The 13,338-nt window shown below is 39.7% G+C and carries 13 protein-coding genes; 9 read left to right on the forward strand and 4 right to left on the reverse strand.

The annotated features are described in order from the left end of the window. Positions 1-114: 114 nt before the first annotated feature. A complete protein-coding gene (locus H6G28_RS21810; RefSeq protein WP_190591888.1) occupies positions 115-1,203 on the forward strand; it encodes an aromatic ring-hydroxylating dioxygenase subunit alpha in 1,089 nt (362 codons plus the stop codon). 367 nt (positions 1,204-1,570) lie between these two features. Here H6G28_RS21810 and H6G28_RS21815 read toward each other — a convergent pair whose 3' ends face one another. Both H6G28_RS21815 and H6G28_RS21820 read right to left on the reverse strand, forming a co-directional pair. After that, complete coding sequence (locus H6G28_RS21815; RefSeq protein ID WP_190674092.1) at positions 1,571-2,251, reverse strand: hypothetical protein; 681 nt, start codon at positions 2,249-2,251, stop codon at positions 1,571-1,573. Positions 2,252-2,313: 62 nt separating this feature from the next. Then, complete coding sequence (locus H6G28_RS21820; protein WP_190674094.1) at positions 2,314-4,290, reverse strand: heavy metal translocating P-type ATPase; 1,977 nt, start codon at positions 4,288-4,290, stop codon at positions 2,314-2,316. 173 nt (positions 4,291-4,463) lie between these two features. Between H6G28_RS21820 and H6G28_RS21825 the strand changes: the two genes are divergently transcribed. Next, the gene (locus tag H6G28_RS21825; RefSeq protein WP_190674253.1) at positions 4,464-5,132 is read left to right on the forward strand and encodes a tetratricopeptide repeat protein; all 669 of its coding nucleotides are present in this window, start codon (positions 4,464-4,466) and stop codon (positions 5,130-5,132) included. Here H6G28_RS21825 and H6G28_RS21830 read toward each other — a convergent pair. After that, the gene (locus tag H6G28_RS21830; protein WP_190674096.1) at positions 5,129-5,407 is read right to left on the reverse strand and encodes a hypothetical protein; all 279 of its coding nucleotides are present in this window, start codon (positions 5,405-5,407) and stop codon (positions 5,129-5,131) included. The genes H6G28_RS21825 and H6G28_RS21830 overlap by 4 nt on opposite strands. 344 nt (positions 5,408-5,751) lie before the next feature. Between H6G28_RS21830 and H6G28_RS21835 the strand changes: the two genes are divergently transcribed. The 3 genes from H6G28_RS21835 to H6G28_RS21845 are packed head-to-tail and all read left to right on the forward strand — an operon-like array spanning position 5,752 to position 9,152. Further along, positions 5,752-7,659, forward strand: coding sequence for a TnsB C-terminal domain-containing protein (locus tag H6G28_RS21835; protein ID WP_190674098.1), 1,908 nt, complete (start codon positions 5,752-5,754; stop codon positions 7,657-7,659). Between the two features lie 5 nt (positions 7,660-7,664). Continuing rightward, a complete protein-coding gene (locus H6G28_RS21840; RefSeq protein ID WP_190674101.1) occupies positions 7,665-8,585 on the forward strand; it encodes an AAA family ATPase in 921 nt (306 codons plus the stop codon). A 54-nt stretch (positions 8,586-8,639) separates the two neighbouring features. Further along, a complete protein-coding gene (locus tag H6G28_RS21845; protein ID WP_190674104.1) occupies positions 8,640-9,152 on the forward strand; it encodes a TniQ family protein in 513 nt (170 codons plus the stop codon). A gap of 98 nt (positions 9,153-9,250) precedes the next feature. On the opposite strand, the gene H6G28_RS21850 is transcribed toward H6G28_RS21845, so the two are convergent. After that, positions 9,251-9,556: a hypothetical protein gene (locus tag H6G28_RS21850; RefSeq protein WP_190674107.1), complete on the reverse strand. Its 306-nt coding sequence runs from the start codon at positions 9,554-9,556 to the stop codon at positions 9,251-9,253. 16 nt (positions 9,557-9,572) lie between these two features. Between H6G28_RS21850 and H6G28_RS21855 the strand changes: the two genes are divergently transcribed. The 4 genes from H6G28_RS21855 to H6G28_RS21870 all read left to right on the forward strand — a co-directional run bounded on the left by H6G28_RS21855 (position 9,573) and on the right by H6G28_RS21870 (position 13,265). After that, positions 9,573-9,716 (forward strand): hypothetical protein, encoded by a 144-nt coding sequence (locus tag H6G28_RS21855; protein WP_190674110.1) that lies wholly within the window; start codon positions 9,573-9,575, stop codon positions 9,714-9,716. A 37-nt stretch (positions 9,717-9,753) separates the two neighbouring features. Next, complete coding sequence (locus H6G28_RS21860; RefSeq protein WP_190674112.1) at positions 9,754-10,011, forward strand: hypothetical protein; 258 nt, start codon at positions 9,754-9,756, stop codon at positions 10,009-10,011. An 893-nt stretch (positions 10,012-10,904) separates the two neighbouring features. After that, positions 10,905-12,950 carry a S8 family peptidase gene (locus H6G28_RS21865; RefSeq protein ID WP_190674114.1) on the forward strand — a complete coding sequence of 682 codons (2,046 nt, stop codon included), beginning with the start codon at positions 10,905-10,907 and terminating at the stop codon, positions 12,948-12,950. Positions 12,951-13,058: 108 nt separating this feature from the next. Next, entirely contained in the window at positions 13,059-13,265 is a 207-nt protein-coding gene (locus tag H6G28_RS21870; protein WP_190674118.1) for a DUF5837 family cyanobactin class RiPP, read from the forward strand. Positions 13,266-13,338: the final 73 nt, after the last annotated feature.

Below are 13,338 nucleotides of genomic sequence, written 5' to 3' on the forward strand. Positions count from 1 at the left end.
AAAAACTAGCCGAGCAATTTTTATGATATTTTTCCTAGTACTCAAAATAACTGTTTTTTATTGATTTAAATGATATTTCTAGAAGAACCGCTTCACCTCTAGTGAAGTTGACAAATAACTGTTAACTCGCAGAATCACATTTCGATGCGTAAACCTAAAATTTTTAATAATCCAGAGCGTTTTATTGAGGGCTGGTATTGGGTAATGCCATCTCAAAATCTGCGAATAGGAGAGGTAAAGCCTGTTACTATTTTAGGAAGAAATTTAGTTGTTTATCGTGGTCAAGACAAAAGAGTAGTTATTTGTGATGCTTACTGCCCTCACATGGGCGCTCATCTTGCAGAAGGTAGAGTAGAAGGTAGCGAATTACGCTGTTTTTTCCATCATTGGAAATTTAATGAACAGGGGATTTGCGTAGAAATTCCTTGTTTAGATGAGCCATTACCGATTAAGTTAAAAACTTGGCCGACAGATGAAGAATATGGAATGATTTGGATTTGGACTGGAGAAACACCACAACACCGATTGCCATATATTCCAGATTTAGCAGCTTATGAATTTGATGTGGCTTTTGGGTTTCATTTTGTGAAAAACTGTCATCCGAATGTGGTGATGTTGAATGCTATTGATGCTCAACACTTTAATACAGTTCATCAACTAGGATTAGACATTGTTTTTGACAAACATGAATATCATCACAATGCCATCATTTTCACAAAAATTACAGACCCAAGGAGAGATTTTAACTTCACTAAACTGATTCGTGTTTTTTCTAAACACCCCATTACCTATAGTATTTGTTATTGGTATGGCAGTACTAACATAGTCACTCTTGGCCCTGATTTTTTAGGGTTTCATATTATGTTTGCTCTACGTCTGTTAGCAGAGGGCAAAACAGAAGGGCGAACTATTTTTATGATGAAAAAACGTCGGGGAATTTTGGGCAGGTTGTTTAATAAATTTGCGTTGTGGTTAGCCAAGCTTGTGGGTACACATTTTGTTAAAGGTGATAGTAAGATTTTCCAAACTATTCGCTTTGACTTAAAAACACCCATCAAAGCAGATCACTCTATTGTGCAGTTTATTAACCATGTTGAAAAACAAAAGCCATTGATGTGGGGAACTTGGCAATTAGCAAGAGTACGTGAGGCTGAACCTCCAGAAAATCTCAATAAATGGCGTGATGATTTGACTAATGATTAGGTAATGCGAAAAAGTGAAAAGTTAAATCAGACTTTTGACTTTTATATGGGATATGGCTCAAATAAAAAGAAGTGGCAGAGCCACTTCATCATTCCCAGGTAGAACCTAAAAATAAGTATAGCGATTTCCAAAATCAAAAATGGTATAAATAGACACTAATTAACTTGAGCTTCCGTTTTTTCTGTCGGTAAGCAATAAAATTTTCATTCCTACTAATGTGCAGGCTAAACTCCAAAAAATAAATCATCCCATGTTCTAACTCAACAAGACTTATATCTTCCTTGTCTTCTTTGTCTCCCTTGTCCCCCTTGTCCACCTTGTCTCCCTTATCTCCCTTATCCACCTTGTCCGTAAATGATGAAGTCCCTTAATACTGACTGGGGTTAAGTATGACAATCATCTCAGCAACTCTCATATCTAAAGGTTTCCAGTGAGAATTGCTAGAGGAAAAAGTGCTGTCACCGAGGACGGCTTGATAGTCTTGGGGGTATTTTTGGTCAGCATTAGGCGCAGAGTCTACGCGGAGGATGAGTTTACCTTGATAGCGGGATAGTTTACTGCTGTCTAGCAAAATCGTACCGCTATAGTCCCAACCCAATCCATAAAGTTTAAAGTTACCTAATTTTTGGCGTAACTCGCGCCACGGCGTACCCATACCAATACCTTCGCGGGTTTTCCACGCTGTACCTAAGTTACGCACATCTAGGGGTTTAGTGCGCGTGTTATCACTCCAGACTACCAAAAGCGATCGCTCTCGGCCTAAGTTTACCTGAGTAGCGGCAAAACGACCGATTCCTTCTGGGCCATAAATGGTTTTATCAGTTAAGCGCGATGTACCAAATAGCTTGACTAAATCTTTTTTGGTGGTTTTGCGGGTAATTAGCCCGACTCTTTCACCAGGCACAATTAAAGTATCGTTTAAATGTTTTGATTGAGCAATGGTGAAATTATGAGTGTTACTTTGTGGTAATGCAATTGCTGGGTTGGCTGAGTAGCTAATTAATAAAGCTAACACAGTAGTTGTGATGTTTTTAATTGGTAGATTCACTTGATTTCTCTATTAAGTAGTAGGAGTTAAACTGACGACTCCTATAGCAGACAGTTCCCTGACTACTTCATAATTCTGGTGGCGTTAAAAATTGCCAGCAAGGCTACACCAACATCAGCAAATACAGCTTCCCACATGGTTGCGACACCTAAAATTCCTAAGCCAATAAATGCAATTTTAATTGCTAAGGCAAAACTAATATTTTGCCAAACTATTTGGCGAGTTTTTCTGGCAATTTGAATTGCTGTAGCTACCTTAGAAGGTGCATCTGTCATGATGACGATATCGGCAGTTTCAATTGCTGCATCTGAGCCTAACCCACCCATAGCCATACCAACATCGGCTCTAGCAATCACAGGTGCATCGTTAATACCATCACCAATAAAAGCGACTTTATTATGTTTAGGATTAGTGCTAATTAACTTTTCAATTGCCGAAACTTTTTCTTCTGGTAATAACTCGGCAATATAAGAGTCTATGCCAATTTTTTGAGCAATTCGAGCCGCGATCGCCTGATTATCTCCTGTTAACATAACTGTTCTTTCTACGCCGATTTTTTTGAGTGCTTGTATCGCTGCTTTCGCATCGGCTTTTAACTCATCTGCAATAATAATATATCCAGCGTAAATATTATCTACCGCTAGATGTACAACTGTACCTTCTACGTCGCAGGTATGATGGGTAATCTGCTCTTGATGGAGTAGGCGATCGCTTCCTGCTAATACTAGTTTATTGCCTACAGTTGCCTTAATTCCCTGTCCTGCTATTTCTTCATAATTTGACACTTCGGAAATATCAAAACTCTCAGTATATGCGGCTCGAATTGATTGAGCGATGGGGTGATTGGAATGAGCTTCTACTTTGGCGGCTAATTCTATTATTTCTTTTTCGCTATATCCGTTAAATGGCACAATTTCGACTACTTTAAACACACCTTTTGTTAAAGTTCCTGTTTTATCAAAAACTACTGTTTTAACTGTAGTTAAGGTATCTAAAAACATCGAGCCTTTAATCAAAATCCCGCGTTTGGCTGCACCACCAATTCCCCCAAAATAACCCAGAGGTATACTGATTACCAATCCACAGGGGCAAGAAATTACTAATAATATCAAAGCGCGATAAACCCATTCTGAAGAGGTCGCCCCAGGAATTAATAAAGGTGGTAATATGGCGACTGCTAGAGAGATAAAAACAACTATGGGCGTGTAATAACGAGCAAATTTTGTAATGAATTTTTCGGTTTCTGCTTTTTTACTTCTGGCATTTTGTACTAAGTCTAAAATCTTGGCGATGGAAGATTCATTAAATAGTTTTGTGACTTGAATTTTGAGCAATCCAACTTGATTGATAGAACCAGCTAATACTGTATCGCCAACCCTAACGGTTTGTGGTACTGATTCTCCTGTTAAAGCTGATGTATCAACTTGGGAATTTCCTGTAATAATTTCCCCATCTAGAGGAATTTTTTCCCCTGGTTTAATAACTACGATGTCGCCAATTTTTACGGCTTCTGGAGATACTTTATTGATAGTACCTTCTGTTTCCAGATTAGCATAATCTGGGCGTACTTCTAATAAAGCTTTGATGGAGTTACGCGAACGGCTTACAGCTATATCTTGAAATAATTCGCCTATTTTGTAAAACAACATCACACCTACAGCTTCGGGTAATTTATGAATTGCTAAAGCTCCTAGTGTGGCGATTGTCATTAAAAATGTTTCATCAAAAATTCTGCCTTTGAGGATATTGCGTCCGGCTGTTTTTAACACAGTCCAACCACTCAAAAGGTAAGCAGGAATAAACACTAAATATTCGCCAATTGCATAAGGTGTGTTATGTAATTGTTGTTCAAAAATTAGCCCAGATATATACAAAACACCAATGACAATTAGAGAATATATCTCATTTTTGAAAATAAATTCTCCGCCGTGGTCATGGTTATGATTATCATCGTGATGATGCTCATGGTTATGGTTATGATTATCATGATGATCGTGACCGCAACAATCGGAATGGTCTGAATGTATTTTATGTTGCATTTTGGCAAAATCCCGGTTTATTTAATATATGAGCATATATTCAAATTTATGAGAAATTGCTATTTTATGCAAGTTGAATTTTTTAAGAAAGAGAATCTTTATCAAATTCGGATGATTTGAATGTTATTAGTTAAAATATGGAAAATTACTGCAAATATGAAGGGGTGAAGTTGATGAAGTATATCCAGCAAAAAATTGCAGTTTTGGGAATTACAATTTTGTTGGGTGCAACACCTGGGGTTGTCTATGCCAAGACACCAAATGATCAAACAAGTTTTCAAGTATCTTATCAACAAGGGATACAGAAGTTAGAACAAGGCGATTTTCGTGCAGCGATCGCAGATTTTGATAAAGTAGTACAGCAGAATCCCAAATTTTACGAAGGTTTTTGTCTGCGGGGTTTAGCTAAATCACAAATTGGAGACTTAAGCGCCGCAATTACCGACTTTAACCAAGCACTCAAACTCAATCCCCAGCACATAGACGCTTATAATAGTCGGGGAACAGTTTATGCCCAAATGGGAAATTTACCAAAAGCAATTGCCGACTTTAACAGCACAATCAAAATTGATCCGCAGTCTGTAGATGCTTACTATAATCGGGGACTGGCTTACTTTAAACAACAAAATCCCCAAGCCGCAATTGCTGACTTTAATCAAGCAATTAGCTTGAATCCAAATTTAGCAGATGCTTACGGTAATCGCGGACTGGCTAAATATGCTTTAGGAGATCAGCGTAACGCGATCGCGGATTTACAGCAAGCCGCAACACTTTTCCGTCAGCAAGGCGACACCGTAAACTATCAACAAACACAAAACTTAATTCAACAGGTACAACCTTAGACTTGTAGTGTCAGCTTGACTGGTAATTGCGGTTTACTAGCTTCAGCCTCAAAAGGTATAATTTGACCAATTGGCGGTTCCGTAGTTAATTGCACCCTTGGTTGGGGTGACTGAGACAAACCCGCAGAGTGATGAAAGCCAACACTCATCAACCCAACCGCTCTACTAACGAGTAGATAAACCTTAAACTTTTTGATTTTCAGCATATATCCAGAAGCGGCTAGACTAGCTTTTTTAGCCCTAGGGATCGCCATCATTTTGATAGATTTTGTCATTAGTAGTCATAGTAGTAACCAAGGCTTACCCCATAATTTAGTCAACTTGACCCTAGAGTTACCACTTGTTATTGTCCGAAGCATGAAATACCATTAGGACAGTTAGGACAGCCTTAGTAATCTTAGAAGGTGAAGCCTTAATGGTGTCCATTAAATTATTATTGTCCACTTTAAAGAATTATTGTCATTTTTTTAATCAGCCAGCTAATCGCCAGAGTGCTGAATAGGTAAAGGTTTTTGCGATTTTGCTTTAAAATTATCCTCTCATCACTTTTAAAGCAAATGATGTCATAAATACTTTAAACTTTTAAAGTAAATGATGTCTTTTTTTTCAGGAGCAGCTTATGCCCAGGAAGACTACCAGCCAAGCCTTTCCAGCATTTGAGGCTGAAGAGACAGCACAAACGGATGAAAAACAAACAAAACATCTGCTTGTTAACGAAGATTCTCCAGAATATCTAAAAAAGGTGGACTTGATAGATGCTATTCGTCAAGCACCTAACAAGGCGGCTCGTAGAGATGCGATCGCAGATGCAGCCAAAGCCCTGGGTAAAAGCACTCGAACTATTAAACGTATGGTAGAGAAAGTTGAACAGGTAGGAGTTGCAACGTTAGCTGTTGGGCGTAAGGATAAGGGACAATATCGTATTTCCAAGCAATGGCATGATTTTATTGTGAAGCTTCATAAATGGGGTCATAGAGAAGGTTCCCGAATTAACCATAATCAGATTTTTGGGTATTTAAAAGCTTTAGCATCTAAAGGCAAAAAACTGGAAGACCAGAAATATAATGAAAAATTTAAAGATTACTCCCAAGTGCGAGAAGATTTAATAGCAGGACATTACCCTTCTCATGTCACTGTATATAAAGTAATCAATTCCTATTTAGAAGAAAAAAATAAGACAGTTCGTCATCCTGGTTCACCGATAGAAGGGCAAATTATCCAAACAACAGAAGAGATTTTAGAAATCACCCACAGCAACCAGATTTGGCAGATAGACCATACTAAATTAGACATTTTGTTAATTTATGAGGATGACAAAAAAGTTATTGGTCGTCCATACATCACATTGGTAATGGATAGTTATTCTGGTTGTGTTACTGGGTTCTATTTAGGTTTTGAGGCTGCTGGCTCACATGAAGTTGGTTTGGCTCTGCGTCATGCAATTCTTCCAAAATACTATGGAGAAGAATATGAGCTTCAAAAAACATGGGAGGTTTATGGAATTCCTGAATATGTAGTGACAGACCGTGCAAAGGAATTTAAGTCAGAACATTTAAAACAAATTTCACTACAATTGGATTTTAAACGGCGTTTACGTGCTTTTCCCCAAGCAGGTGGTTTAATTGAATCAATATTTGACAAGATTAATAAAGAAATTTTGTCATTATATGGTGGATACACGGGTTCTAGCGTTGAGGAACGTCCTCCAGAAGCTGAAAAAACTGCCTGCATAACGCTTGATCAGTTAGAGAAAATATTAGTCAGATATTTTGTAGACCACTATAATCATCATGATTATCCAAGGGTAAAAAATCAAAAACGTATTGAGCGATGGAAATCAGGTTTTTTACTAGAAGAACCTGAACTTATCGATGAACGTGAACTAGATATTTGTTTAATGAAGATTGCTATACGCAATGTAGAGAAATATGGTTCTGTAAACTTTCTAGGTTGGGTATATCAAGGAGATTGCTTATTGAAGTATGAGGCTAAACAAGTTTCTCTAAGATATGACAAGCGTAATATTACAACAGTTCTGGCTTATACTCGCCCTATTAATGGTGAACCAGGAGAGTTTATTGGTGTTATACACGCTAGAGATTGTGAACAAGAAAGGATGTCTCTGGGTGAATTGAATTATATTAAGAAAAAATTACGTAATGCTGGTAAGGAAGTTGATAATTCTTCTATTTTGAATGAACGGTTATCTAGATTTGAGGATGTTGAACAAACTCGTAAAGACAGGCGCAGACAACGCCGGAAAAAAGCTCAACAAGAACATGAGGTTAAGACTAACAAATCAAAAGTAGTCGAGTTGTTTCCTGAAAATCAAGTGCCAGAAGAAGTTACAACTTCAGAAAAAATTTTAGTCAGTAATAGTTTTGACCCAGATTCACCAAACATTGTAAATTCTATAGATAAGCAAGTTATACACGAAAAACCTGCTACCAATCAAACAGCCAAAGCTAAACGACGACCTAAATTAGGTGTAAAAGATTGGAATCAATTTATGAGAGATAATTGGTAAGTGCCATGTCAGAGACAAACTTAGCTCATGCCAATCTAGAAGTTCAGCAGCAGGTAGGTGCAGATTTTCAACCTACTGAGGAACAGAGGCGATCGCCCCAAATCCAAGCTGAGGTTGAGCGAATTGGTAAAGCTAACACGTATTTTGCTCTTGACCGTGATACGGAATTGTTTGACTGGCTTGACGATCAGCGTGATGCAAAACTCTGTGGTTATGTGACATCTGCTACGGGTTCTGGCTTATTAAAAGCCTGTCAACTTTACAGGACACAATATGTAAAGCGAAGAGGAACTCTGTTAGAAATTCCTGCGACTGTCATCTACGCCGAAATTGAGCAGCATGGTGGGCCAACGGATTTGTATTGTTCCATTCTGGAAGAAATAGGTCATCCACTTGCTCATGTTGGCGCATTAAGAGATTTGCGATCGCGGGCTTGGGGTACTCTTAAAGGATATGGTGTAAAGTTACTCGTTATCGGTAATGCAGATTACCTGACGTTAGAAGCGTTTAACGAGCTAATTGATGTTTTCACAAAACTCAGAATCCCCGTTATCTTAGTTGGGACTTACTATTTAAGTGAGAATATTCTGGAACGAAAAAGTTTGCCCTACGTGCGCGTTCATGACTCATTTTTAGAGCCATACGAATTTCCTAATTTAACTGAAGATGAAATTATTGAAGTTGTGGATGATTGGGAAGCAAAATTTTTGCCAGAAAATGGTCAATTAAAACTGACACAAATTGAGAGTGTAATTGCTTATTTGAGGCTAAAGTCTGGGGGATTGATTGAGCCTTTGTATGATTTGCTGCGGAAAATAGCAATCTTGAAACTAGATGAGCCAAATTTTGAATTGAATCAAGTTAATCTAACTAAGAAATTTGGCAGACGCAAAGAACCAAAAGTTAAGTTAAAGATGAAAAGTTGAAGCAGCTTATTTGCTTTAGGTTTAAGTTTTAATTCAAATTATGAACCAGAAGTTATGGAGCCAGAAGCAGTTCATAATCCACCTTGGTACATCGAACCCCAGGAAGGGGAGAGTATCAGTCACTATTTTGGTCGATTTAGGCGACACGAAGCGGTTTGCGTATCGTCCCCTGGAACTTTAAGTAAAGCCGCAGGTATTGGCCCAGTATTAGCAAGGTGGGAGAAATTTCGGTTTAATCCGTTTCCCAGCCAAAAGGAATTAGACGCTATTAGTAAATTAATTGGTTTGGATACAGACCGAATTGCTCAAATGCTCCCACCCAAGGGTGAAAAAATGAAACTGGAGCCAATACGCTTGTGTGCTGCGTGTTATGCAGAGCAACCATATCATCGATTGGAGTGGCAGTTTCAATCAACAGTGGGATGCGATCGCCACAAGTTACGTCTACTTTCAGAGTGTCCCTTTTGCAAGGAGCGTTTTGCTATCCCAGCGTTGTGGGAACAGGGAGAATGTAAAAAATGCCATGCACCTTTTAGAAGTATGAAAAAGCGACAAAAAGCATACTAAGCAATTCCTAAGTTCCACAGATTAGAAGGCAAAGCCAATAAAAAAGAGACGGGAATAACCACGTCTCCAGGTGATGGAAAATTTATTTATCAACGCTTTTACGCTGCTACATCTGCCACTAGCAAACCATTAACAGCTATGATGATCAACTGCGCTTGCAAAGGAGTATCGTAACAAGGTCTTTCATCCCTATTACAAGGTTGTGCCACCCATTTACCCTCAAGATTTTGATAAAAAGTGCCTAGCAATTGCGAGCCATGCCAAACTCGATAAAGTTCTCCAAAATCATCGGTTACAGAGTCAATTTCTATTTCTGGTGGTGCTGGGTCAGTTAACTGGTCAATATATTCGTCAAACTCTGATTGCGTCAAAGTTTGGTCGTCAAATCCCTCTTGTATAATCATGTGAATAACCTCACTGATGGGGTTTTACAAAAAGCGATCGCATTACTCTTGGCGGAGGGCGATCGCCTTTGTTTTGTTACTATATTGTAGTTACTTGTTATTACTAAAGCAAGAGCGTTACTACAAAGTTTTCCAAACCCTGCAAAATCGAGGTAAATAGAGTTATTACAGATTTAGGGTTTGAAACGATAATTAACATGGCAAAGCGTCAGACAACAAAGCTGAATAATCAAATCATCGTCAGAATGGACGATGAGACAAAGGAAGCTTTTATGGCTAAAGTTCAGTCTGAAGGGAAAACGGCTTCGGAATTAATTATGGGATGGATTCGTTCTTATCTTGCAGAAGAACGCCACGAAGCGCCAGATTTAGCTAAAATGCACAGTGAATTAGAGAACTTAAAGCAACAAGTTGCAATCATTCAAAACGAACTCTTGGGAAAAACCGCAGCCTGAGAGATGAAAATGATTCTCTCAGGCGATGGATAGACGAAATTATTAATTCTGCACCCAAAGTTTCAAAAGGCCCGTCAGACACATGACGGGTTTAGCTTTATTAAAAGGTAATTTGTTATTACAAGTCTATATGAGTAGTAACTAATTAATCGCAGTTGCGATCGCACTCAAATGAATAGCTCCTTGTATCAAAGCTCTGCAAAAGCCAGTTACCAAGCCGGATTTATCCCCTTTTTTCGCACCCCCTCGACAAGGGTAAAATTCTCTTAACCTCTTACAGGTGGTATTTGACCGTGTTTGATTTTTGGCAGAATTTTGGCTAATTGCAAGCAATAATTTTATGCTTATGCCACCCACATTCCAGGGATGAGTTGCAAGTTATTGATACTATTCTTAATATAAGTTATTTTTTTGCATTAAATACTTCTATGATCCTTATAGATCATATACACTCTAAAGTGTTTTTGGCAGTAGAGTTTTAGACATTTTATAAAATTTCGGATTTTGAGAAAGCTACCCAAAAGCAATTTTTACAATATATTTACTTTTTGTGAAATTCAAGTTTTAACCAAGTGTGGTAGACTTCCACTTGATACGTTAAATCAGGCAAGTGGAGAGTATGAATAGTGTTGATAAATTGTTTCTTAACATTGAAATTAGTAATAAACCTAATATATTTAAAATGATAGATTGGAATTTACTTCGATAAATTAAAACCTATTTTTTAGGTTTTTCGAGAGCTTTTAAGTATTAAATTATATTTAGCAAATAGCATCAGTAATTGAACAAAAACAGAAATGCAGAATTTGAAAAAAAATTAAATTTACTGAAAAAGCTACATAATTCTTTTGAGATAATTTAGTCCAAAAATTGGAATAAAAAGGAGAGATTCCTTGCATAGATCAGGGATTTCCTTACTATCAGCTGAAACTCTGGGTCATCCACAAGTCTGCGTTGCTGTACTCGACGGACTAGTTGATTTAGAGCATTCCTGTTTTCAAGGCGCAGACTTAACCGTGCTACCAACGCTAGTGAGTGGACAGGCCAAATCCGATGGCAATATGTCACTTCACGGAACTCATGTTACTAGCGTCATTTTTGGTCAGCCGGGTAGCCCAGTTATGGGGGTTGCTCCTAAATGCAAAGGGCTGATTGTGCCTGTGTTTCATGACGATCGCCTCAACCTATCCCAACTTGATTTAGCTCGCGCGATCGAGCAAGCCGTTAATGCTGGGGCGCACATCATCAATATTAGTGGCGGGCAACTCACGGATGAAGGTGAAGCAGAAGGGTGGCTCAAACGCTCGGTTCAGCTTTGCCAGGACAATAACGTGCTACTTGTAGCAGCAGCAGGTAATGATGGCTGTGCTTGTTTACACGTTCCGGCAGCTTTGCCTGCTGTGTTAGCGGTTGGGGCGATGGATGAGTTAGATCAGCCACTCGCTTTTAGTAACTGGGGTGAAACTTACCAGCAGCAAGGTATTCTCGCACCTGGTAAGGACATTTTAGGCGCACAGCCGGGAGGCGGAACAACCCGGTTAAGCGGTACCAGTTTTGCCACGCCCATAATTACGGGAGTGGCAGCACTGTTATTAAGTTTGCAACTTCAACGGGGAGAAATCCCCGATCCGCAAAAAGTGAAGGAGGCAATTTTAAAAACTGCCTTACCCTGTACCACTGCTGATGGCTCTGCTCAACAACAGTGTTTAGCTGGCAAGCTCAATATTCCTGGTGTACTTAAATACTTATTTGGAGGAACAGTGTCAGATTCAGAAGAAACGGTGGCGGCTTCTGGTTGCGGTTGCGGTGGAACAGCACAAAGCGGGGTGGAATCATCAGATCGCTCTTTTGGTGAGGCAGAGGATTTTATCAATGCTCAACCTCTAATGGAAAGTGTTGCGGCCGTGCAACCTGCTGAAGTTGTTACCACTGCAAGAGAAAATCAATCTCAAGTAGTTACAAGTTCAGTAGCGCCTTCAACTCCCGCTTTTTTGATAACTACACCATCTACTCACTCGATAACTTCTCAAATACCTGCTATGACTCAATCTCCATCGAACTTTGTCACCGCCAGCCAAGCACCCAGCGAACTCGCTGACAGTCAATTTGTCTATGCGTTAGGCACATTAGGTTATGACTTTGGCTCGGAGGCGAGGCGAGATTCCTTTAAACAATTAATGCCTGCCTATAGTATTGGTGGGGTAACTGTACCAGCAAACCCTTATGATGCTCGGCAGATGGTAGATTATCTGGCGGCTGTGCCTTCGGAATCGAGATCGCTCATTTGGACGTTGAACATTGAATTAACGCCAATTTATGCAATTGAGCCACAGGGGGCATTTGCACGAGAGACTTACGCAGTTTTGCAAGAACTACTAGCAGGGCAAATTCAGGCAGAAAGCAGCGAAGAATATGTTGAACGGGTAAGCATTCCCGGAATATTGACAGGAAAGACTGTCAAGCTATTTTCAGGGCAAGTAGTGCCGTTAATAGCACCGCAAAACCCGCGCGGGATGTATGGCTGGAAGATTAATACCCTGGTGAGTGCTGCCATTGAAACAGTACAAAGTACCGTTGGAGATGCCCAAGAAGAAGCAATTCGACGCACATTAGGCAGTTTCCTCAACCGGATTTACTACGATTTACGCAATCTCGGCACTACGTCTCAGGATCGGGCGCTGAATTTTGCCGCAACGAATGCCTTTCAAGCAGCTTCTACCTTTGCTGAAGCGGTAGCAACGGGTATGGAACTCGACAGTATTACAGTGGAGAAAAGCCCCTTCTGTCGCTTGGATAGCGATTGCTGGGATGTGAAACTGAAGTTCTTTGACCCAGAAAATAGCCGCCGTGCGAAGAGAATATTCCGGTTCACTATTGATGTCAGCGACCTGATTCCGGTGACGCTGGGCGATGTGAGAACTTGGTCTTCGGCGTATTAGGTAGTGCCGCGCGAACAGTCTTCTTTTACACAGAAGCAGTCAGACCCACCGACTGAGCAATGGCTCGACAACGGGATACAAACAAACTACAAAAGGACAAAAACTCTCATGGATAAGCAAAACCTAATGCCCCAAGCAGCCGAACCTGTCAACCGCACTACCACAGGACAACTGCCGGACATACTAGCTGAACTGTCGGAAGAAGCCTTGCAACAGGAGGAGGGAGGCTCCACTGCTGCTGTGTTCGCTTCTTATTTGGATAGGGCTTGTTGGTGTATATGTGCCTGCTCCCATGACGGAGATGATGCAGAATAGTTTCCCGCTTTAAGTAATTAGACAGAATTAATTACACATTGATTCTTTGTTGATTCCTTACTAAACAAGGCTT

The organism is Nostoc sp. FACHB-190 (assembly GCF_014696905.1).
Classification (GTDB): domain Bacteria; phylum Cyanobacteriota; class Cyanobacteriia; order Cyanobacteriales; family Nostocaceae; genus Nostoc_B.